The following is an 18,089-nucleotide window of genomic DNA, read 5'->3' as shown; positions in this document are numbered from 1 at the left end:
AGTGTGAATGGAGTTCTTTCGTGCGCACCCCGGCAAGACCGCCGCTGGATGGCCTGAAGAAGAGGCTCGACCGTTCGCGCGCCGAGAACGCGCGCATGCCGCGCGACGGCTTCCTGCGCGAGACGTTCGTGCTGCCGCGCTCCGATGCTCGTCTCAAGGCGAAGGAATGGTTCGAGCGCTTTCCCAAGCAGGCCTATTGGACCGAGATCGAAAGCTGGTTCGAGCGGCCGGGCGACGTCATCGAATTCACCATCAGGCGGCTGCCGGCGGCCGATTAACGCTCCGGTCTCGAGGCTGAACGTATCAGGGCTAGTTCATCTGCCCTGAACGATCTTGATAAACACGCTTCTGTCGCCCGTTCCAAGATGCGCTCTTTTCATCTCGGCATACGTCAGCCGCCCATTCGCGAAGGCCCGCACGGTTCTTCCGCACCAGACACGTGGCGCCGCGGCTGCGCTGACATTCATGATCTTGCCAGCTTCCTGCTTCGAACTGAGAGGCGATTGCTCCGAATGCCTGATGCATTCCGTAAGCACTTTCTTATACATGGCAGGACTGCCCTGAACCAAAGTCCTTGCCGTATTCCATTCACCTTCGCTCGGCATGCATCCAGCCAACACAATGGCGCCAAGCAACGCGGCGTAAGTCTTGTATGCAAATTTCAATTCTGCCCCCCAAGGTTAGTTGCAGGGGCGTATCAAGCACGGGCACATGAACTTCACAAGACTGTATAGTGACTAACGGACAGGATAAGTTCGCTGAACCCGTCCAGACCGTCATGGCTTCAACGCACGACCAGCCTGCGGGCGCCCGCGCCGTCCCTTGCCAGCCTGTCGTTCTTATTCCGCAGCGGACATTTGTCGATCGACATGCAGCCGCAGCCGATGCAGTCGCTCAGCCCGTCGCGCAGCTTCTTGAGCTGACTAATTTTCTGGTCGAGGTCGTCGCGCCAAGCCGTCGAAAGCAGGTTCCAATCCTCGCGCGTCGGCGTCCGGCCTTCAGGCAATGATCGAAGGGCTGTGCCGATCTCGGCCAGCGAAATGCCGACCTCCTGCGCTACCTTGATGATCGCCACCCGTCGCAGCACGTCGCGGCCGTAACGCCGCTGGTTGCCTGATGTGCGGTGGCTGCGGATCAGCCCGCGCGCTTCGTAGAAATGCAGCGCCGACACCGCCACGCCGCTGCGCATCGCCACCTGGCCGACTGTTAATTCCGTTGCCGCAGCCATCTCCGATTTTCCGCTTGACCTCAAGTTAAGTTGAGCTTGTAGCGAAGAAGCCTCGAAGATGCAAACGGCAGGAGAAGGCGATGGGCGTCTGGATGAGAATGACCGGAGAGGACGCAGTGTTGCGTGAGGACGACGCCTTGGTCGCTGCGGCCGGCGATCGCGTACACATCCTAGCGGAGCTGCCGGATCGCCTCGGCCGCCACCATCGCAACGGAAAGCGCGACGTTGATGCTGCGCGCGCCGGGCTGCATCGGGATGATCAGTCGCGCATCCGCCGCCTCATGAACGGCGTCCGGCACGCCTGCGGATTCACGGCCGAACAAGAGAATGTCGTCGCCGGCAAAGGCGAAATCCGTGTAGGCGGCAGCTGCTTTGGTCGACAGCAGCACCAGCCGCCGCTTGGCAAGCTTGCGCCAGTCCTCGAAGGCGTGCCAGTCGACATGCCGGGTGAGCGCCGCCATTTCGAGGTAGTCCATGCCGGCCCGTTTCAGCGCCCGGTCACCGAGCGGGAAGCCCGCCGGTTCGATGATATCGACGCCGAGACCGAGGCAAGCGGCGAAGCGCAGGATTGTCCCGGTGTTGCCGGCGATATCAGGCTGGTAGAGCGCGATGCGGAGACGGTCGTTCATTTCCGCGTCTTTCTAATAAGTGGCAGATCAGCCACAGAGCTCTCGCGGTTTTGGAAATTCCTGGACTGGCGGGTGGTCATTTTCTGCGAAGTCGGTTATACGGCCAGCATTGTCAACCCGAACCGATGGAGGGGTAATTCATGATGGCCATGCACATCCACCACCCCTCTCGTGGGCTTACCAGCCCGACGGCGGTTTCGGTACGACGATTCTCCTGACCTTCTAGACTTCAATCGCACCGATTCCCGCCGAAACCTTTTCGGCCTTTGAAGGAATCCTGCGATGTTTTTCAAGCTGTGGAAGGGGCTGAACGCCCCACCTGAACACGCTTCGACCGATGCCACCTTTGCCGCGCCGCGCGTGCCCGCGGCCTGGGTTGGTTCACCCTTCTACCTGCATCTTCAACTGGAGGACGGACCGATGTTCGATCCCTGTAGAATACCCGGCTCAAGAAGCCTGCACGAGCGCAAGACTGCGACCTGGGCGCTTTTGATCGGCGAGACCTACTCGTCGGCGGTTCACGCCGAGACCCGCCGGCGTCCGCATCGCGGCATGCTGCCGGACGTCGATTTCTCGCGCGCCGTTCCGGACTATAGCCGGCCGTCGCTGGTGCGCCGGATCATCAGGCTGATCCGGCCTGGTGCAAAAACCGGCGCGAAAATCCGGATCGTCAAAACGTCGTCAGCATCGTCAAACGAGACTGTCGGCGAAAGGCCCGCGACAACCTATATAGCGCGAAGCAGGACCGGCGAGGCGGACGATTCCGTATCGCCGGTCCTTGACGCCATGCGGTCTGGGCACCTCGTCCGTTCGCGTGCCGCGTGAGCGGAAACAGTATTGTGAGCATCTCTATGTTTAGCTGGTTTGAAAAAAAGCTCGATCCATTCCCTGCCAAGGAGCCGGTCGAGCCGCCGCGGACACTGATCGCCTTCTGCGTGCATTATACGCGCGGCGCGTGGCCCTACATCGCTCTCGATGCGGTACTGGTGACGGCCATCGCCCTTGCCGAGGTGTGGATGTTCGGCTTCATGGGCCGGATCGTCGACTGGCTGTCCGGACAGAATCGCGAGACGTTCCTGCAGACCGAAGGCTTGAAGCTGGTCGGCATGGCATTCATCGTGGTTTTCGCGCTGCCGGCGACGGTCTGGTTCCATTCGCTGCTCAACCAGCAGACGCTGATGGGTAATTATCCGATGCGTATCCGCTGGCAGGTGCATCGATACCTGCTCAAGCAGTCGATGAGCTTCTATCAGGACGAGTTTGCCGGGCGCATCGCGACCAAGCTGATGCAGACCGCGCTCGCGGTGCGCGAGTGCGTCATCAAGCTCATCGATGTGCTCAACTATATCGTCGTCTATTTTCTCGGCATGCTGTTCATTGTCGGCTCGGCAGACTGGCGGCTGGCTGCGCCGCTTGCCGTCTGGCTTGCCGGATATGTCCTGCTGTTGCGCTATTTCATCCCGCGGCTGGGCAAGGTCGGCGAGGAGCAGGCCAATGCGCGCTCAACCATGACCGGCCGTGTCGTCGACAGCTACTCCAACATCCAGACGGTCAAGCTGTTCTCGCATGCGCGGCGCGAGGCATCCTTCGCCAAGGACGGTATGGCCGGCTTTCTCGATACAGTCTACCGGTCGATGCGGCTGGTGACACAGCTCTACGGCCTGCTCTACGTCCTGAATTCGCTGCTGTTGTTTTCGGTCACCGCAATCTCGCTATGGCTGTGGCTCGGCCAAGCCGTGACGATCGGCGCCGTCGCCCTGGTCATCGGCCTCGTGCTTCGGCTCTGGGGCATGTCGCAATGGATCATGTGGGAGATGTCCACGCTGTTCGAGAATATCGGCACGGTGCAGGACGGCATCGCCTCGATCTCGCTGCCGCGCCTCGTCGAAGACCGGCCTGGCGCCAAGGATATTGCCGTGACCAAGGGGGAGATCCGTTTTGAGGACATCCGCTTCCATTATGGCAAGCAGAAGGGCGTGATCGAAAGCCTGTCGCTGACGGTGAAGCCGGGCGAGAAGGTCGGCATCGTTGGCCGTTCGGGTGCCGGCAAGTCGACGCTGGTCAATCTTCTGTTGCGCTTCTATGACCTCGAAAGCGGCAAGGTCCTGATCGACGGCCAGGACATTGCGGCGGTGACGCAGGACTCGCTGCGCGCCCAGATCGGCATGGTCACGCAGGACACCTCGCTGCTGCATCGCTCGGTGCGCGAGAATATCCTCTATGGCCGGCCGGACGCCAGTGACCAGATGCTGATCGAGGCGGCGCGGCGCGCCGAGGCGCTGGATTTCATCGCCGGATTGTCGGATTCTAACGGTCGCAAGGGTTTCGACGCGCATGTCGGCGATCGCGGCGTCAAATTGTCCGGCGGCCAGCGGCAACGCATCGCCATAGCCCGTGTCATGCTGAAGGACGCGCCGATCCTCATTCTAGACGAGGCGACCTCCGCGCTCGATTCCGAGGCCGAGGCGGCCATCCAGGAGAACCTCTACAGACTGATGCAAGGCAAGACCGTCATCGCCATTGCGCACCGGCTGTCGACGATCGCCGCCATGGACCGGCTCGTCGTCATGGACAAGGGCCGAGTCATCGAGGAAGGTTCGCATGAGGAACTCGTTGCCAGCGGCGGGCTCTACGCCCAGCTCTGGCAACGCCAGTCGGGCGGCTTCCTGCTCGACGACGGCCCCTCCGCCAACGATGCAGCCGCCAACGATGCAATCGCCAAGGGTGAAGCCGCCGAATGATGACTGCCATCTACCGCTGGTTCGAGAACTGGGTCTATCCATTCCGGGAGCCCGCGGACCTTCGGCCACCTGCCGGCGTCAGGGGTTTCCTCTGGCATTATGTCGGGCAGGCGAAGATCGCCTTCTTCGCCATGCTGGTGATCGGCGGCATCGCGCCGCTGGTCGAAGCCGGACTGTTCTACTTTGTCGGGCGGCTGGTCGACATCCTCGACCAGCTTCCCGGCGAACGCAGCTGGCACGCGCTGTGGACTGCCGCCGGCCCGGAACTTGTCTTCATGATCGCCGTGGTGCTGGTCATCCGCACCATCGTCGTCGGCCTGTCGGCGCTGGTCGACGAGCAGACGATCACGCCGGGTTTCTATAATCTGGTGCGCTGGCAGGCGCATCGCCATGTCTCGCGCCAATCCTACGCCTTCTTCCAGAACGACTTTGCCGGACGTATCGCGACCAAGGTCTGGCAGGCGGGACAGGCGACCGGCGATCTGATGGAAAGCTTCATCGAGGTCGTCTGGTTCATGGTCGTCTATACGGTAACGACGCTGGCGCTGGTCGCCGGGCTCGATCTCCGGCTGGCGGTGCTGGTGGTGATCTGGATTACCGCCTTCGGCTTGCTGGCCAGGCGCTATTTGCCGGCGATCCGCAAGCATGCCGAAGCCACCGCCGAAGCCGGCTCGATGATCACCGGCCGCCTTGTCGATTCCTATTCGAACGTCCAGACGCTGAAACTGTTCTCGGCCGATGGCGACGACCGCTACATCAGGAACGGCTTCGACATCTATCTCGACGCGCTGCGCCCGTTCACCCGCAGGCTGACCGGCGTGCGCATGGCACTGACGATGCTGTCGGGCATTATGATCACGGCGATCGCCTGCTTTGCCGTTTATCTCTGGGTCGAGGGTTCGATCACAGTCGGCGCCGTGGCTTTCACGCTGTCTTTGGTGCTGCGGCTGAACATGCTGCTCGGCCGGCTGATGATGCAGCTCAACGGCATCTTGCGGAACCTCGGCGTGCTGGAAAACTCCAAGGCGCTGATCTCACAGCCGCTCGGCCTGACCGATGCGCCGGACGCGAAAGAGATTGTCGTCGGCGGCGGGCGTATCGACGTCAGCAATGTCGAGTTCCACTACGGCAAGGGGTCCGGTGTGCTCGACGGCATCGACCTCGTCGTGCGGCCGGGCGAAAAGGTCGGCCTGGTCGGCCCGTCCGGCGCCGGCAAGACGACCTTGGTCAATCTGATCCTGCGCCTCTACGACCTCGAGAGCGGCAAGATCACCATTGACGGGCAGGACGTCTCCAGGGTCACGCAGAATTCGCTGCGCGCCAATATCGGCGTCGTCAGCCAGGATACGGCACTTTTCCACCGCTCGCTGCGCGACAACATCAAGCTCGGCATGCCGGAAGCGACCGACGCCGAGGTGGTCGCGGCAGCGAAGAAGGCCGAGGCGCACGAGTTCATCCTCGGCCTGCGCGATAATCGCGATCGTATCGGCTACGAGGCCTATGTCGGCGAGCGCGGCGTCAAGCTCTCCGGCGGCCAGCGCCAGCGCGTGGCGATCGCCCGCGTCTTCCTCAAGGATGCACCGATCTTGGTGCTCGATGAGGCGACCTCGGCGCTCGATTCCGACATCGAGGCGGCGATCCAGGAAAATCTGGCAAGGCTGATGGAAGGCAAGACGGTCATCGCCATCGCGCATCGGCTGTCGACCATTGCGGCACTCGACCGGCTGGTGGTGCTCGACGAGGGCCGCATCGTCGAGCAAGGCACGCATGACGAGCTGGTCGGGCTCGACGGGCTCTATGCCAGGCTGTGGAAGCGGCAGTCCGGCGGCTTCCTGTTCAACGAGGAGAACGCGCTGGCCGAGACCCGGCCGGCGGAGTAGTTTCTAAAAACCGGAGTAGACCATGGCGGTGAGAATGCCATCGAATTTCGGACGGTCCGGCGCGCAGGAGAGCGCGTTGGACCTGCTTGGCCATGAAATCCTCGGCGAGAAGGCGGCCGCGCTCGGCCGCGCCGGCCGGCGCGTCGAGGAAACATTGACGAGGCTGCGCGAGAATGGCGACAGCGACGATCGAGCCCGGCTGCTCAGGGATGCAGCCGAAGCGGTGCACGGGTATTTCATCCAGCGCGAACTCTGCGGCCTGCGCAAGCACGACGCGGTGATCCGGGAATACAACATTCCCAAGGCCGTGCTGGCCAGGCTCGGCGCCAGCGCATGATCCGAACCGGAATCGGTTTGGGAAGCGTTATTCCAGCCACTCGGTGATGAAGCTGCCGTTCTCGTGTATGTCGGTGGTTTCCAGCGGGCCTGGCCCGAGATTGGTGAATTTGTGCGGCGTGTTCGGCGGTACGACCAGGATCTGGCCGGCTGTGGCCTCGATCTGCCGGTCGCCGACGGTGAACAGACCGGTCCCGGTCCGGATGATAAAAATCTCGCAATAGGGATGGCTGTGCAGCCTGGGGCCGCCGCCGATCTCGGGCAGGTAGTTGAAGATCAGGCAGCTGCGGGAGCCGTAAGCTCCGCCTTGCAGCTCGCCCTGCCAATGGTCGGGCCAGCGGTCGGGCGCTTCGGCCCATTTGTCGCGGTCTATGACATGCGCCATAGGCCGAGGATAAACCGGGCCAGCGCCAGCTGTCGAGGCGAACGCAGCCATTTGGTTTTGCTGCTGTTTTCCAATCGTTCCGCCGTGCGAATTACGCCCCCGCGACAATCTGCCCTTGTGCCTTCACCCGTCTGGACAAAAACAGGCTTCACGCATAAACCCAAGTCCCAAATGCCGGAGGAATTCGCTAGCCTGTTCGCCATGCGCAGTCGGGCCGGCGCGATTGAGCGGGGAACAAGGCTCGGCCGCCGGCACGGAAGAGGCGAAAGGATCAGGCACCCGTGAGCGCAACCGACACCCAGGATCCCAACCGTCGTGATTTTCTCTACGTCGCCACTGGCATGGCGGCGGTGGTCGGCGCGGGCGCCGTTGCCTGGCCATTCATCGACCAGATGCGCCCGGATGCCTCGACGCTGGCGCTCGCCTCGGTCGAGGTCGACGTCTCCTCGCTGACGCCGGGAATGTCGCTCGTCGTGAAGTGGCGCGGCAAGCCGGTTGTCGTGCGCAACCGCACCGAAAAAGAGATGAAGGACGCCGAGGCGGTCAATCTCGCCGAGCTCAAGGATCCAATTGCCCGCAATGCCAACCTGCCGACCGACGCGCCGGCAACCGACGCCAACCGAACCACGCCGGGCAAGGAAGCCTGGATGGTGATGGTCCAGGTCTGCACCCATCTTGGCTGCATCCCGCTCGGCCAGGAAGGCGATTTCGGCGGCTGGTTCTGCCCATGCCACGGTTCGCAATACGATACGGCCGGCCGCATCCGGAAGGGGCCGGCGCCCGAGAACATGGCGGTGCCGGTGTTTCAATTCATTTCCGACACCAAGATCCGTATCGGCTGAGGCAAGGGATATTTTCCATGAGCGAGGGACACTCGACCTATACGCCCAAGACCGGCATCGGACGCTGGTTCGATTCGCGCATGCCGCTGCCGCGGCTGGTCTATGACAGCTTCATCGCCTATCCGGTGCCGCGCAATTTGAATTACGCCTGGACCTTCGGCGGCATCCTCGCGCTCATGCTGGCGGCGCAGATCCTGACCGGCATCGTGCTGGCCATGCATTACGCGGCCGACAGCACTCTCGCCTTCGATTCGGTCGAGAAGATCATGCGCGACGTCAATTCCGGCTGGCTGCTGCGCTACCTGCATTCGAACGGCGCGTCGTTCTTCTTCATCGCGGTCTACATCCATATCTTCCGCGGGCTCTACTACGGCTCCTACAAGGCGCCGCGCGAGCTGCTGTGGATCCTCGGCTGCATCATCTACCTCTTGATGATGGCGACCGGGTTCATGGGCTATGTGCTGCCCTGGGGCCAGATGAGCTTCTGGGGCGCCACCGTCATCACCGGCTTCTTCACCGCCATCCCGCTGGTCGGCGACTGGATCCAGCAGCTTTTGCTCGGCGGCTTCGCGGTCGACAATCCGACGCTGAACCGTTTCTTTGCGCTGCATTACCTATTACCGTTCATGATCGCCGGCGTCGTCGTGCTGCACATCTGGGCGCTTCACGTCGTCGGCCAGAACAATCCGACCGGCATCGAGGTCAAATCGAAGACCGACACGCTCGCCTTCACGCCTTACGCGACCATCAAGGACGGGTTCGGCATGATCGTGTTCCTGTTCGTCTTCGCCTATTTCGTCTTTTATCTGCCGAACTATCTCGGCCATCCGGATAATTACACCGTGGCCAACCCGCTGAAGACGCCGGCCCACATTGTGCCGGAATGGTACTTCCTGCCGTTCTACGCGATCCTGCGCGCTATCACCTTCAATATCGGGCCCATCAATTCCAAACTCGGCGGCGTGCTCTGCATGTTCGGCGCGATTGTCATGCTGTTCCTGGTGCCGTGGCTCGACACCTCGAAGGTGCGCTCGGCAGTCTACCGGCCCTGGTACAAGCTGTTCTTCTGGCTGTTCGTGGCCGACGCCATCCTGCTCGGCTGGCTGGGCTCGCAGCCGGCCGAGGGCAGCTATGTGTTCATGGCGCAGATGGCGACGCTGTTCTACTTCGCCTTCTTCCTGGTAGCGCTGCCGGTACTTGGGCTGATCGAGACGCCGCGGCGGCTGCCGAATTCGATCACCGAGGCGGTGCTCGGGAAGAACAAGGGTGGCGGTGGACATCCTGCCGGCGCCACGGCCGCGCCGGAAACCAAAGGCTGAGCATGATCCCGAAAAGTGGAAACCGGTTTTCGGACAAGATCATGCTCGAGACGATGACAGCGCGTCAGAGAATCTCAAGGGGATTTGCATGAAGAAGATTCTCACCTCGCTGGCGCTGCTTGGCCTTGTGGCCGCGGGCATTGGGGCCACAGGCACTGGAGCGCGCGCCCAGGAAGAGGCGCACAACGAGGCGGCGCCGACGCATTTCCCAATACACGAACCAAAGGAAATGGACTGGAGCTTCGCCGGGCCGTTCGGCACCTACGACAAGGCCCAGCTGCAGCGCGGGCTGAAGGTCTACAAGGAAGTCTGCTCAGCCTGTCATTCGATGAATTTGGTGGCGTTCCGCACGCTGGAAGGCCTTGGCTATTCGGATGCGCAGATCAAGACGCTGGCGGCCGAATACACGATCCACGACGGCCCGAACGATGCCGGCGACATGTTCGATCGCCCCGGCAAGCCGTCCGACCATTTCCCGGCGCCGTTCCCCAATGCGGAAGCGGCGGCGGCGGCCAATGGCGGCGCAGCACCGCCCGACATGTCGCTGCTGGCCAAGGCGCGCGGCGTTGAACGCGGCTTCCCGCGCTTCGTCTTCGACATCTTCACGCAATATGCCCAGGGCGGTCCCGACTACATCCACTCGCTGCTGACCGGCTACGACCAGCAGCCGCCGGCGGGCATGGTCATACCGGAAGGCACGCACTACAATCCGTACTTCCTGTCCGGCGTGTCGCTGAAGATGCCGAAGCCGCTCTCCGACGGCCAGGTTACCTATGATGACGGCGCGCCGCAGACGGTCGACCAGTATTCGCGCGACGTGTCGGCCTTCCTGATGTGGGCGGCCGAGCCGCACCTCGAGGACCGCAAGAAGACCGGCTTTCGCGTGCTGGTCTTTCTGCTTCTGTTCGGTGCGCTGGTCTACCTGACAAAACGCAAGGTGTGGGCCGGCGTGGCGCACTGACCGCTGCAACACACGAGACCGGGAGGGCGTCGAAAGGCGCCCTTTTCATTGCAGGCATTTCGATTCATTGCAGCCGTCGCTGAGCACCCCCTTTGCCGGACAATTTTCCGTCAGGCGTCACATGGCGGTAGCCGGACTTGGCTGCCCCGGGTTACGATTGGCCAATTCCTTTCACGTCTTCAGTCGAATCCGACGAAAGGTCCGGAGAGCCGCTTGATGAAATCCTCGCTCGAAGACACGCTGCTTGCCGCGATCCGCACCATTCCGGATTATCCCAGACCCGGCATCCTGTTTCGCGACATTACGACACTGCTCGGCAATGCGCGGGCCTTCCGCCGGGCGATCGACGAGCTGGTGCATCCCTATGCCGGCCTGAAGATCGACAAGATCGCCGGCATCGAGGCGCGCGGCTTCATCCTCGGCGGCGCCATCGCCCACCAGCTTTCGGCCGGCTTCGTGCCGATCCGCAAGAAGGGCAAGTTGCCTTACGAGACGGTGCGCGTCGCCTACAGCCTGGAATACGGGCTGGACGAGATGGAGATGCACAAAGACGGTGTTTCTCCAGGCGAGAAGGTAATCCTCGTCGACGATTTGATCGCCACCGGCGGCACGGCCGAGGCGGCCGTCAAGCTATTGCGGCAGATCGGCGCCGACATCCTCGCCGCCTGCTTCGTCATCGACCTGCCGGACCTTGGCGGCCGAGAGAGGTTAGAGGCGCTCGGCGTACCGGTGAGGACGCTGATCGGGTTTGAGGGGCATTGAGCGTTTCTTCCTTCTCTCCTGTGGGAGAGGGAAAGAACTCCGCTCATTCCACCTTCACCAGCACGGCACTTTCGAATTCGATGACCTTGTCGCCGGTCGAATCGAAGGCCTCCGAGCGGAGCGTCAGCAGCCGCCAGCCCGGTCGCGAGGCAATGGGGCGATGGGCCAGCGCGGTGCGGGTGAAAGTCACGGTTTCCCCGGCATAGACAGGTTTGGGCCATTTGAGGTTCTTGAAGCCGGGCGAGGGGCCGAATTCCGGCACCGGCCCAGGACCGGGCCAGCGGGCGACCTCTGCCTCTATGCCAGCCTCGAGGTTCAATTTCATCCAGGTGGCGGCGGTGTGCCAGCCCGAGGCGCAGAGCCCGCCGAATATGCTGTTCCTCGCCGCCTCTTCGTCGATATGGAATATCTGCGGGTCGTATTTGCGGGCGAACGCCTTGATCACCTCCGGTTCGAATCGATGTGAACCGAGCGTGACGGTGATACCGATGCAGAAGAATTCGTCGAGGCTCACGCACGGCCCTCGCGGGTGAGGAACATGACGGTGTTTTCGAGCTCGAAAACACCTTCGCCACGCTGGTTGAACAACTCGCTGCGCATGGTCACCAGGCCAAGCCGGGGCTTCGATCTGGACAGTCGCTTGGCAAGGACGGTGGTGCTGCCGGTCAACAGGTCGCCGGCCAGGACTGGCCGTTTCCATTTGACCTGGTCGACGCCCGGCGCGCCCTGGGAGGTCGAGTCGAGCAGGAAGGCATCGCACAGCATGCGCATGAACATGGCGCAGGTGTGCCAGCCCGAAGCCGCCAGCCCGCCGAGAATGCTGGCCTGGCCCGCGGCCTCGTCGAGATGCATCGGCTGGGCATCGAATTCACCGGCGAATTCTATGATTTCGGCGGCACTTACCAGCTTGGTGCCGAGGTCGAGCGAAGCGCCCTCGACAAAATCCTCATAAGCCCAGGTCTTTGCGGTCATGATCTGGAAATCCTGTTCAGGATTGTACGATCGCTACGGGTCCGGGTCCCGGATGCAGGCAGCGTGGCATTTGGTCAAGCAATTTCTATTGCGCCAGCCCGCTGCGCCCAAGCCGCAGCGCGGTATTGACGACCCTATAGCCAGCCGCGGCGGCGGAAATACCAGAAGGGCAGGATTGCCGAAAGCACCATCATGCCGATGGCGAAGGGATAGCCAAAGTGCCATTTGAGCTCAGGGATGATGTCGAAATTCATGCCGTAGATCGAAGCGACAAGCGTCGGCGGCAGGAAGATGACAGCGGCGACGGAGAAGATCTTGATGATGGCGTTCTGCTCGATCGAGATCATGCCGAGCGTCGCGTCGAGCAGGAAGCTGATCTTCTGCGACAGGAAGGTGGCGTGGTCGGCGAGCGACAGGACGTCGCGTGACAAGGTCTTGATGCGAGCGCGGCTGTCCTTGCTCATCCTGCTTTGCGTGGAGGCATGGGCGAGAAAGCCGGCAAGGCGCTGCAGCGAGATCAGGCTGTCGCGGATCGAGGAGGCGAGGTCCTCCTTGCGGCCAATGCCTTTCAACAGCTCCTGGAAGTCGCGGTTGCGCTTGGAAACCTTGGTCGAGCGTGCCTCGAAGATGTCGCGCGAGATCGCCTCGACGTCGCGGCCGGCGCGCTCCAGAATGTCGGCGAGGCGGTCGACGATCGCCTCCAGCAGTCCGATCAGGATGGTGTCGCCGCTGGTGCAACCGGTCGCCACCTTCTCGGCGCGCAGCGGAAAGGTCTTGAACGCCTTCGGTTCGTGGTACCGCACGGTGATCAGCCTTTTGCCGGCGAGCACGAAGGTGACCGGCGACATCAAGGGATCGTCCAGCTCGGTCTGCGCAGGCAGGATGGCGGTCATGAAGTAAGCGCCGTCCTCGACGTAGAGACGGCTCGAGATCTCGATCTCTTCCATCTCTTCGCGGGTCGGAACGGCGATGCCGAGCCAGGTCTCGATTGTCGTCTCTTCTTCCTTTGTCGGGTTGAAGAGGTCGACCCAGACGACAGTGTCGCTGTTTTGCAGGAGATCGTCGACCAGGCGCAGGCGATCATTGTCGACGACGAAGGCCTTGATCATCGCCGGGTCTCCCTTGCTGTTGCCAAAGAGCGTTCGTTTGGACGGGGCGCGTCAGTCACATCGCACGGACGCGGGCAGGCGAGGCGCGAGGCCGGTGCAGAGGCCCCTTAGACCCCGCACGATGGCCCGTCAAGCAGCGCAAGAGGCACTGCGACACCCTGCTTTGAAGTTTGTCATCGAGCGACGGCAATGGTGACCATTGGGCTCCCTCGCCAGGTCAGGTGTTGAACTTGAACAGCATGATGTCGCCGTCCTGGACGACATACTCCTTGCCTTCGTCGCGCGCCTTGCCGGCCTCCTTGGCCGCGACTTCGCCGCCCAGCCTGACGAAGTCCTCATAGGCGATGGTCTGGGCGCGGATGAAGCCGCGCTCGAAATCGGTGTGGATGACGCCTGCCGCCTGCGGCGCCTTGGCGCCCTTGTGCACGGTCCAGGCGCGTGTCTCCTTGGGGCCAACGGTAAAGTAGGTGATGAGCTGGAGCAGCTCGTAGCCGGCGCGGATGACCTTGTTCAGGCCGGGTTCGTCCAGACCGAGCGTTGCCAGGAATTCCATTTCCTCTTCGTCCGAGAGCTGGGCGACCTCGGCCTCGATCGCCGCGGAAATCACAACGGTGCGGGCACCTTGCGCGGCGGCCATCTTCTCGACCGCCCTGGTATGCGCGTTGCCGGTGGCGGCATCGGCTTCCGCGACGTTGCAGACGTAAAGCACCGGGTGTGAGGTCAAGAGATTCAGCCCCTGCAGGATGCGCAGATCCTCAGCCGAGATGCCGTTGAGCAGGATGCGGGCGGGCTTGCCGGCCTGCAGCAGTTCAAGCGCCGCTTCCATCATCGGAAGTACGGTCGCTGCTTCCTTGTCCTTGCCGGCGGCACGCTTGCGGATCTGCACGATGCGGCGCTCAAGGCTGTCGAGGTCGGCAAGCATCAATTCGGTCTCGACGGTCTCGGCATCAGCGACAGGATCGATGCGGCCCTCGACATGGGTGACGTCGTCATCCTCGAAGCAGCGCAGCACATGGACGATGGCGTCGACCTCACGGATGTTGGCGAGGAATTGGTTGCCAAGCCCTTCGCCTTTGGAGGCGCCACGCACCAGGCCGGCAATGTCGACGAACGAGATGCGGGTCGGGATGATCTCCTTCGACTTGCCGATCGCGGCGATCTTCTGCAGGCGCGGGTCGGGCACCGCCACCTCGCCGGTATTCGGTTCGATGGTGCAGAACGGATAATTGGCGGCCTGCGCCGCCGCCGTCCTGGTCAACGCATTGAAGAGCGTCGACTTGCCGACATTGGGCAAGCCAACGATGCCGCATTTGAAACCCATTTTTGTCTGGTCCTATCGGGAAATCGAAATTTGATCAGGGCTATGGGCGAAAGCGCCGATGATCGTCAAGGCGCAATTCAATTCAGACGCTGCGAGATGTCATCGGTGCCTATCGCCAACGAACGAACGCCGGACCTGCTCAGTATTTGCAGAAGATGCCAGAACGCGTCGACCTCAGCGGTTCCGAAATCGATGGTCAGTTGCCCGTCGAGCAATTGCGCACTGTGAATGACGTTTCCGACGGTCTCCGATGTTTCACGCTCGCCATCGATATCGAACCAGCCGCGAAACCATTCGTCGAAGAGATCGCCGTCGAGCTCATTTATAGGGAATTTAAAATGAACCTCATCCCACCTGAAAGGTGAGATGAGGACATCCATTCCACCCATCCCGGCGTGAATATCCGGAGAGAATTTCACATAGGAATCGCTGTTGATGAATTGCGGATTTGGCTGTCCGTCATTACTGACGAAATCAACCGCGATGAAATTTCGATAGAAGGAATCGACGTTCGAAAACTTGATTTCGGTCGCATGCGATCCTTGGCTGCTGCGAGCAAGTTCGCCGGCAGCGGCGACGAAATAATCAACATACTTCTGTCTGATGAGACGGACCAATTCCTGAATGTCATCCAGATCCATGGCTCAGTCCTTGCCGCCAAAAAGCTTCTTCAGCATGGCCGCCATCGGGCCGGTTTCGGGCAGCTTGGCCGCCGGCTGCTGCGGCCGCGCCTGGCGGACGTGGCTTTGCGCCTTTGGCGCCTTGGGCGGCGGGCGATCGTCGTCGTCCGTCGGCGTGAGCTTGTCGCGCAGCGCCAGCGTCACGCGGTTCATGAACGAATTGTCGTCGCCCTTGGCAAGCAATCCGGCACTATCGGCGATTGCGTCGAGCAGCACGTCCAGCCATTCGCGGTCGCCCTTGGCGAAATCGCCAAGCACATGGCCGTGCACCATTTCCTTGACGCCGGGATGGCCGACGCCGATGCGCACACGGCGAAAATCCTTGCCGACGTGCTGGTCGAGCGAGCGGATGCCGTTGTGGCCGCCGGAACCGCCACCGACCTTGACCCGCACCTTGCCGGCGGCAAGGTCGATCTCGTCATAAAAGACAGTCAGCGCCGAAGGGCCGAGCTTGTAGAAGCGCAAGGCTTCGCCGACCGACTGGCCGGACAGGTTCATGAAGGACTGCGGCTTGATCAGGATCACTTTTTCGCCGGCAAGCGTGCCTTCGGCGATCAGGCTCTGGAATTTCTTCGACCAGGGCGAAAAGGAATGGCGGCGGGCGATCGCGTCCGCCGCCATGAAGCCGACATTGTGCCGGTTGTTGGCGTATTTCGCGCCCGGATTGCCGAGGCCTGCAAAGACAAGCATCGTCGCCTCCGGGCGGGAAGGGGTTACTTCTCTTCGGCGGCAGGAGCCGCTTCGGGCTCAGCCGCTTCAGTCGTCTCTTCCGCGGCCTCCGGCTTCATCGCCGAGGAGCCGGCAATGGTCGCGATGGTGAAGTCGCGGTCGGAGATCACCGGCTTGACGCCGGCCGGCAAGGTGATGGCCGAAATGTGGATCGAATCGCCGATATCGGTACCGGTGAGATCGATGGTGATGAAATCCGGGATCGCATTGGCCGGGCAGTGGAACTCGACCTCGTGGCGCACGATGTTGAGCACGCCGCCGCGCTTGATGCCGGGCGACTTGTCTTCATTGATGAAGTGCACGGGCACGTCGACATTGACTTCGGTATCCTTGCCGATGCGCAGGAAATCGACATGGACAGGGAAATCCTTGACCGGGTCGAGCTGGAAATCCTTGGGCAGAACCTGGATCTTGTTGCCGTCGACATCGATCGTGGCGACCGTGGTCAGAAACCCGCCGCCATGGATCTTGTAGTAGATGTCCTTGTAGGTCAGCGCAATCGCCAGGGGAGGCTGCTTGTCGCCGTAAATCACTGCAGGCACTTTACCGTTGCGGCGAACTGCACGGGCGGACCCCTTACCGACCTGTTCGCGCGCTTCGGCCTTGAGCTCGTAAGTATCGTGGCTCATGGCATTTCCTTTCGCGTTGTTCTGGAGCGCTCACGGTCAGCGTGGCTGGGCCGTAAACGTCGAAAGCCGACATAGCTAACGCATGACCTGGTCCGAAAACCGGAATCCACTTTTCGGAATCATGCGGGAAGGCGGCCTTCCGCCGCGTTGCCTCCAAGGGTGTCTACGCGGGTGGCGGCTCTATAGCGGAAGGTGGCGCGAGGTGCAAGCGGGCGGAAGGGCGCCAGGGATGGACCGTGTCCCATCAGGCTGGAAGTAGCAGTGCCGAAAGCAATCCTGCAACGTACAGCCCAACCCCGAAAGACAGATGGGCCATAAGGCTGCGCAGGCGCGCAGTGCGCGGATTGGGAACTTTCGAAGCCGCGATGCCGATCCCAAAAGCCGGTTGCATCACGAAGAACGGGGCGACGATGGTGCAGACGCCGATCAACAGGGCCGGAAGCACTGTCGGGTGCCGTGCCCAGTCGAGGCCCCACACTCCAATCAGCGCTGCGGCAAATACGATGCCGGTCGCGTAATGCGCACTCCATCCAATGGCGGTTTCGCCGCGAACGCGGGCAGCTTGTGCGATATTCGCATGTGCAAAACGTCCATGTGGAAAGTGCCCGATCCAGCGGCCGACCCAGGCGTAATCAAGCGGTGGAATCGCGAACATTCGCTTCAGAAACCATCCCCAGAGATCTATCAGGGCTGTCGCGCCGATTCCAATGACGGCCGCACGGACAACGAACTCCAACATTTTGGCATCTCCTGTTTCACCTGTCAGACACTAACCAAAAAGAATCAATCATTCAACATATTGATTGATTGATTGAGTGATGCTAGCTATGTCATATGAAAAGCGCGGACGTTCACCACCCAATCTTCGACGAAATAGCGGATCTCGCCCGCACCTTGGGGCATGCCCACCGGCTGGTTCTGTTGCGTCACATTGCCGATGGCGAACTGGCCGTCGAACAACTGACGCAACTTTCCGGGATCGCGTTAGCGAATACGTCGCAGCATCTTCAGCACCTCAAGCGAGCGGGCTTGGTGCAGACCCGGCGAGACGGAAAACGCGTTCTGTACCGGCTTGCAGATGGCCCAATCGAAAACGTGCTTGCGGCGCTGCGAAATCTTGCAAACCACAGACGCCAGCAGATCCGTGAGTTTATCAACGATAGCATCAGCCAGCCGGACAGGTTGGAAAACATCTCGCGCGAGGAACTCGTGCGCCGCATGCGAAACGACGAAGTCGTGCTGCTCGATGTCAGGCCGCAGAACGAATTCGTAGCGGGGCATTTGCCGGGTGCGATCAACATTCCCGCTGACGAGTTGGAGCAGCGGCTTGCGGCGCTCCCACGGGAAAAGGTCGTTGTCGCCTATTGTCGTGGAGTCCAGTGCGTTCTGTCGGCCGACGCCTTGGCAATCCTCAGGGCACGAGGCTGGGCCTCGCGCCGGTTCGAAGGCGGCTTCCCCGACTGGGTGGCTGCAGGCCTGGGGGTAGAGGGCGTGAATTACGAAAGCGGTTAACGGCCGCCAAATCGGCGTCGCCGGCCAAGCCCGAACACAAATGGAAAGGTGGGA

22 protein-coding genes are annotated in these 18,089 nt (G+C 61.8%); 10 read left to right on the top strand and 12 right to left on the bottom strand.

Going from position 1 to position 18,089, the window contains the following annotated elements; translation table 11 throughout:
* Positions 1 to 20 precede the first annotated feature (20 nt).
* Entirely contained in the window at positions 21 to 278 is a 258-nt protein-coding gene (locus tag NKI97_RS22405) for a hypothetical protein (RefSeq protein ID WP_023679487.1), read from the top strand.
* 36 nt (positions 279 to 314) lie between these two features.
* Here NKI97_RS22405 and NKI97_RS22400 read toward each other — a convergent pair whose 3' ends face one another.
* The 3 genes from NKI97_RS22400 to NKI97_RS22390 form a co-directional block, all read right to left on the bottom strand.
* Entirely contained in the window at positions 315 to 665 is a 351-nt protein-coding gene (locus NKI97_RS22400) for a hypothetical protein (RefSeq protein WP_156937440.1), read from the bottom strand.
* A 119-nt stretch (positions 666 to 784) separates the two neighbouring features.
* Positions 785 to 1,228 carry a redox-sensitive transcriptional activator SoxR gene (soxR, locus tag NKI97_RS22395; protein WP_023679485.1) on the bottom strand — a complete coding sequence of 148 codons (444 nt, stop codon included), beginning with the start codon at positions 1,226 to 1,228 and terminating at the stop codon, positions 785 to 787.
* 170 nt (positions 1,229 to 1,398) lie between these two features.
* Entirely contained in the window at positions 1,399 to 1,857 is a 459-nt protein-coding gene (locus tag NKI97_RS22390; protein WP_352450521.1) for a tRNA (cytidine(34)-2'-O)-methyltransferase, read from the bottom strand.
* Positions 1,858 to 2,139: 282 nt separating this feature from the next.
* Here NKI97_RS22390 and NKI97_RS22385 point away from each other — a divergent pair, with 282 nt between their 5' ends.
* From NKI97_RS22385 to NKI97_RS22370, 4 genes are read left to right on the top strand one after another with little or no spacing between them, the layout of a single operon-like run.
* A complete protein-coding gene (locus NKI97_RS22385; RefSeq protein ID WP_352456905.1) occupies positions 2,140 to 2,682 on the top strand; it encodes a hypothetical protein in 543 nt (180 codons plus the stop codon).
* 26 nt (positions 2,683 to 2,708) lie between these two features.
* A complete protein-coding gene (locus NKI97_RS22380; RefSeq protein ID WP_352744349.1) occupies positions 2,709 to 4,598 on the top strand; it encodes an ABC transporter ATP-binding protein in 1,890 nt (629 codons plus the stop codon).
* Complete coding sequence (locus NKI97_RS22375; RefSeq protein ID WP_352836647.1) at positions 4,595 to 6,478, top strand: ABC transporter ATP-binding protein; 1,884 nt, start codon at positions 4,595 to 4,597, stop codon at positions 6,476 to 6,478. Before NKI97_RS22380 ends, NKI97_RS22375 begins: the two co-directional genes overlap by 4 nt.
* Before the next feature lie 22 nt (positions 6,479 to 6,500).
* Complete coding sequence (locus NKI97_RS22370) at positions 6,501 to 6,815, top strand: DUF6665 family protein (protein WP_352744354.1); 315 nt, start codon at positions 6,501 to 6,503, stop codon at positions 6,813 to 6,815.
* A gap of 27 nt (positions 6,816 to 6,842) precedes the next feature.
* Here the strand turns inward: NKI97_RS22370 and NKI97_RS22365 are convergent, their stop codons facing one another.
* A complete protein-coding gene (locus NKI97_RS22365) occupies positions 6,843 to 7,199 on the bottom strand; it encodes a cupin domain-containing protein (protein WP_352450559.1) in 357 nt (118 codons plus the stop codon).
* Between the two features lie 281 nt (positions 7,200 to 7,480).
* Here NKI97_RS22365 and petA point away from each other — a divergent pair, with 281 nt between their 5' ends.
* From petA to NKI97_RS22345, 4 genes are all read left to right on the top strand, one after another.
* On the top strand, positions 7,481 to 8,041 hold the full coding sequence (gene petA / locus NKI97_RS22360; protein WP_352836644.1) for a ubiquinol-cytochrome c reductase iron-sulfur subunit: 561 nt from the start codon (positions 7,481 to 7,483) through the stop codon (positions 8,039 to 8,041).
* Between the two features lie 17 nt (positions 8,042 to 8,058).
* The gene (locus NKI97_RS22355) at positions 8,059 to 9,360 is read left to right on the top strand and encodes a cytochrome b (RefSeq protein ID WP_352450515.1); all 1,302 of its coding nucleotides are present in this window, start codon (positions 8,059 to 8,061) and stop codon (positions 9,358 to 9,360) included.
* Positions 9,361 to 9,448: 88 nt separating this feature from the next.
* Positions 9,449 to 10,321, top strand: a complete 873-nt coding sequence (locus NKI97_RS22350) for a cytochrome c1 (RefSeq protein ID WP_023679477.1) — start codon at positions 9,449 to 9,451, stop codon at positions 10,319 to 10,321.
* 216 nt (positions 10,322 to 10,537) lie between these two features.
* Positions 10,538 to 11,083 carry an adenine phosphoribosyltransferase gene (locus NKI97_RS22345; RefSeq protein WP_352450514.1) on the top strand — a complete coding sequence of 182 codons (546 nt, stop codon included), beginning with the start codon at positions 10,538 to 10,540 and terminating at the stop codon, positions 11,081 to 11,083.
* Between the two features lie 43 nt (positions 11,084 to 11,126).
* Here NKI97_RS22345 and NKI97_RS22340 read toward each other — a convergent pair whose 3' ends face one another.
* The 8 genes from NKI97_RS22340 to NKI97_RS22305 form a co-directional block, all read right to left on the bottom strand.
* The gene (locus tag NKI97_RS22340) at positions 11,127 to 11,597 is read right to left on the bottom strand and encodes a MaoC family dehydratase (protein WP_352836642.1); all 471 of its coding nucleotides are present in this window, start codon (positions 11,595 to 11,597) and stop codon (positions 11,127 to 11,129) included.
* A complete protein-coding gene (locus NKI97_RS22335; protein ID WP_023678443.1) occupies positions 11,594 to 12,055 on the bottom strand; it encodes a MaoC family dehydratase in 462 nt (153 codons plus the stop codon). Before NKI97_RS22335 ends, NKI97_RS22340 begins: the two co-directional genes overlap by 4 nt.
* 134 nt (positions 12,056 to 12,189) lie before the next feature.
* Entirely contained in the window at positions 12,190 to 13,164 is a 975-nt protein-coding gene (corA, locus tag NKI97_RS22330) for a magnesium/cobalt transporter CorA (RefSeq protein ID WP_352450513.1), read from the bottom strand.
* 217 nt (positions 13,165 to 13,381) lie between these two features.
* Positions 13,382 to 14,485, bottom strand: coding sequence for a redox-regulated ATPase YchF (ychF, locus tag NKI97_RS22325; protein WP_352450512.1), 1,104 nt, complete (start codon positions 14,483 to 14,485; stop codon positions 13,382 to 13,384).
* Between the two features lie 77 nt (positions 14,486 to 14,562).
* The gene (locus NKI97_RS22320; protein ID WP_352450511.1) at positions 14,563 to 15,126 is read right to left on the bottom strand and encodes a hypothetical protein; all 564 of its coding nucleotides are present in this window, start codon (positions 15,124 to 15,126) and stop codon (positions 14,563 to 14,565) included.
* A 3-nt stretch (positions 15,127 to 15,129) separates the two neighbouring features.
* Complete coding sequence (gene pth / locus NKI97_RS22315; RefSeq protein ID WP_352450510.1) at positions 15,130 to 15,855, bottom strand: aminoacyl-tRNA hydrolase; 726 nt, start codon at positions 15,853 to 15,855, stop codon at positions 15,130 to 15,132.
* Between the two features lie 23 nt (positions 15,856 to 15,878).
* Entirely contained in the window at positions 15,879 to 16,523 is a 645-nt protein-coding gene (locus NKI97_RS22310) for a 50S ribosomal protein L25/general stress protein Ctc (RefSeq protein ID WP_023678438.1), read from the bottom strand.
* A 244-nt stretch (positions 16,524 to 16,767) separates the two neighbouring features.
* Positions 16,768 to 17,262 carry a DUF2938 domain-containing protein gene (locus tag NKI97_RS22305; protein ID WP_352836638.1) on the bottom strand — a complete coding sequence of 165 codons (495 nt, stop codon included), beginning with the start codon at positions 17,260 to 17,262 and terminating at the stop codon, positions 16,768 to 16,770.
* A gap of 95 nt (positions 17,263 to 17,357) precedes the next feature.
* Here NKI97_RS22305 and NKI97_RS22300 point away from each other — a divergent pair, with 95 nt between their 5' ends.
* A complete protein-coding gene (locus tag NKI97_RS22300; RefSeq protein WP_352450508.1) occupies positions 17,358 to 18,035 on the top strand; it encodes an ArsR/SmtB family transcription factor in 678 nt (225 codons plus the stop codon).
* Positions 18,036 to 18,089 lie beyond the last annotated feature (54 nt).

Origin of the sequence: Mesorhizobium sp. M0296 (genome assembly GCF_040321675.1) — a bacterium.
Classification (GTDB): Bacteria; Pseudomonadota; Alphaproteobacteria; order Rhizobiales; family Rhizobiaceae; genus Mesorhizobium.
The sequence above is the reverse complement of the archived record's forward strand: the minus strand, read 5'-3'. Positions and strand labels throughout refer to the sequence as shown.

Excerpts from the sequence above, each read along its gene's own strand:
- soxR (WP_023679485.1), bottom strand. The coding sequence starts at position 1,228 with ATGGCTGCGGCAACGGAATTAACAGTCGGCCAGGTGGCGATGCGCAGC.
- NKI97_RS22390 (WP_352450521.1), bottom strand. The coding sequence starts at position 1,857 with ATGAACGACCGTCTCCGCATCGCGCTCTACCAGCCTGATATCGCCGGC.
- NKI97_RS22385 (WP_352456905.1), top strand. The coding sequence starts at position 2,140 with ATGTTTTTCAAGCTGTGGAAGGGGCTGAACGCCCCACCTGAACACGCT.
- NKI97_RS22380 (WP_352744349.1), top strand. The coding sequence starts at position 2,709 with ATGTTTAGCTGGTTTGAAAAAAAGCTCGATCCATTCCCTGCCAAGGAG.
- NKI97_RS22375 (WP_352836647.1), top strand. The coding sequence starts at position 4,595 with ATGATGACTGCCATCTACCGCTGGTTCGAGAACTGGGTCTATCCATTC.
- NKI97_RS22370 (WP_352744354.1), top strand. The coding sequence starts at position 6,501 with ATGGCGGTGAGAATGCCATCGAATTTCGGACGGTCCGGCGCGCAGGAG.
- NKI97_RS22365 (WP_352450559.1), bottom strand. The coding sequence starts at position 7,199 with ATGGCGCATGTCATAGACCGCGACAAATGGGCCGAAGCGCCCGACCGC.
- NKI97_RS22355 (WP_352450515.1), top strand. The coding sequence starts at position 8,059 with ATGAGCGAGGGACACTCGACCTATACGCCCAAGACCGGCATCGGACGC.
- NKI97_RS22350 (WP_023679477.1), top strand. The coding sequence starts at position 9,449 with ATGAAGAAGATTCTCACCTCGCTGGCGCTGCTTGGCCTTGTGGCCGCG.
- NKI97_RS22345 (WP_352450514.1), top strand. The coding sequence starts at position 10,538 with ATGAAATCCTCGCTCGAAGACACGCTGCTTGCCGCGATCCGCACCATT.
- NKI97_RS22335 (WP_023678443.1), bottom strand. The coding sequence starts at position 12,055 with ATGACCGCAAAGACCTGGGCTTATGAGGATTTTGTCGAGGGCGCTTCG.
- corA (WP_352450513.1), bottom strand. The coding sequence starts at position 13,164 with ATGATCAAGGCCTTCGTCGTCGACAATGATCGCCTGCGCCTGGTCGAC.
- ychF (WP_352450512.1), bottom strand. The coding sequence starts at position 14,485 with ATGGGTTTCAAATGCGGCATCGTTGGCTTGCCCAATGTCGGCAAGTCG.
- NKI97_RS22320 (WP_352450511.1), bottom strand. The coding sequence starts at position 15,126 with ATGGATCTGGATGACATTCAGGAATTGGTCCGTCTCATCAGACAGAAG.
- pth (WP_352450510.1), bottom strand. The coding sequence starts at position 15,855 with ATGCTTGTCTTTGCAGGCCTCGGCAATCCGGGCGCGAAATACGCCAAC.
- NKI97_RS22310 (WP_023678438.1), bottom strand. The coding sequence starts at position 16,523 with ATGAGCCACGATACTTACGAGCTCAAGGCCGAAGCGCGCGAACAGGTC.
- NKI97_RS22305 (WP_352836638.1), bottom strand. The coding sequence starts at position 17,262 with ATGTTGGAGTTCGTTGTCCGTGCGGCCGTCATTGGAATCGGCGCGACA.
- NKI97_RS22300 (WP_352450508.1), top strand. The coding sequence starts at position 17,358 with ATGAAAAGCGCGGACGTTCACCACCCAATCTTCGACGAAATAGCGGAT.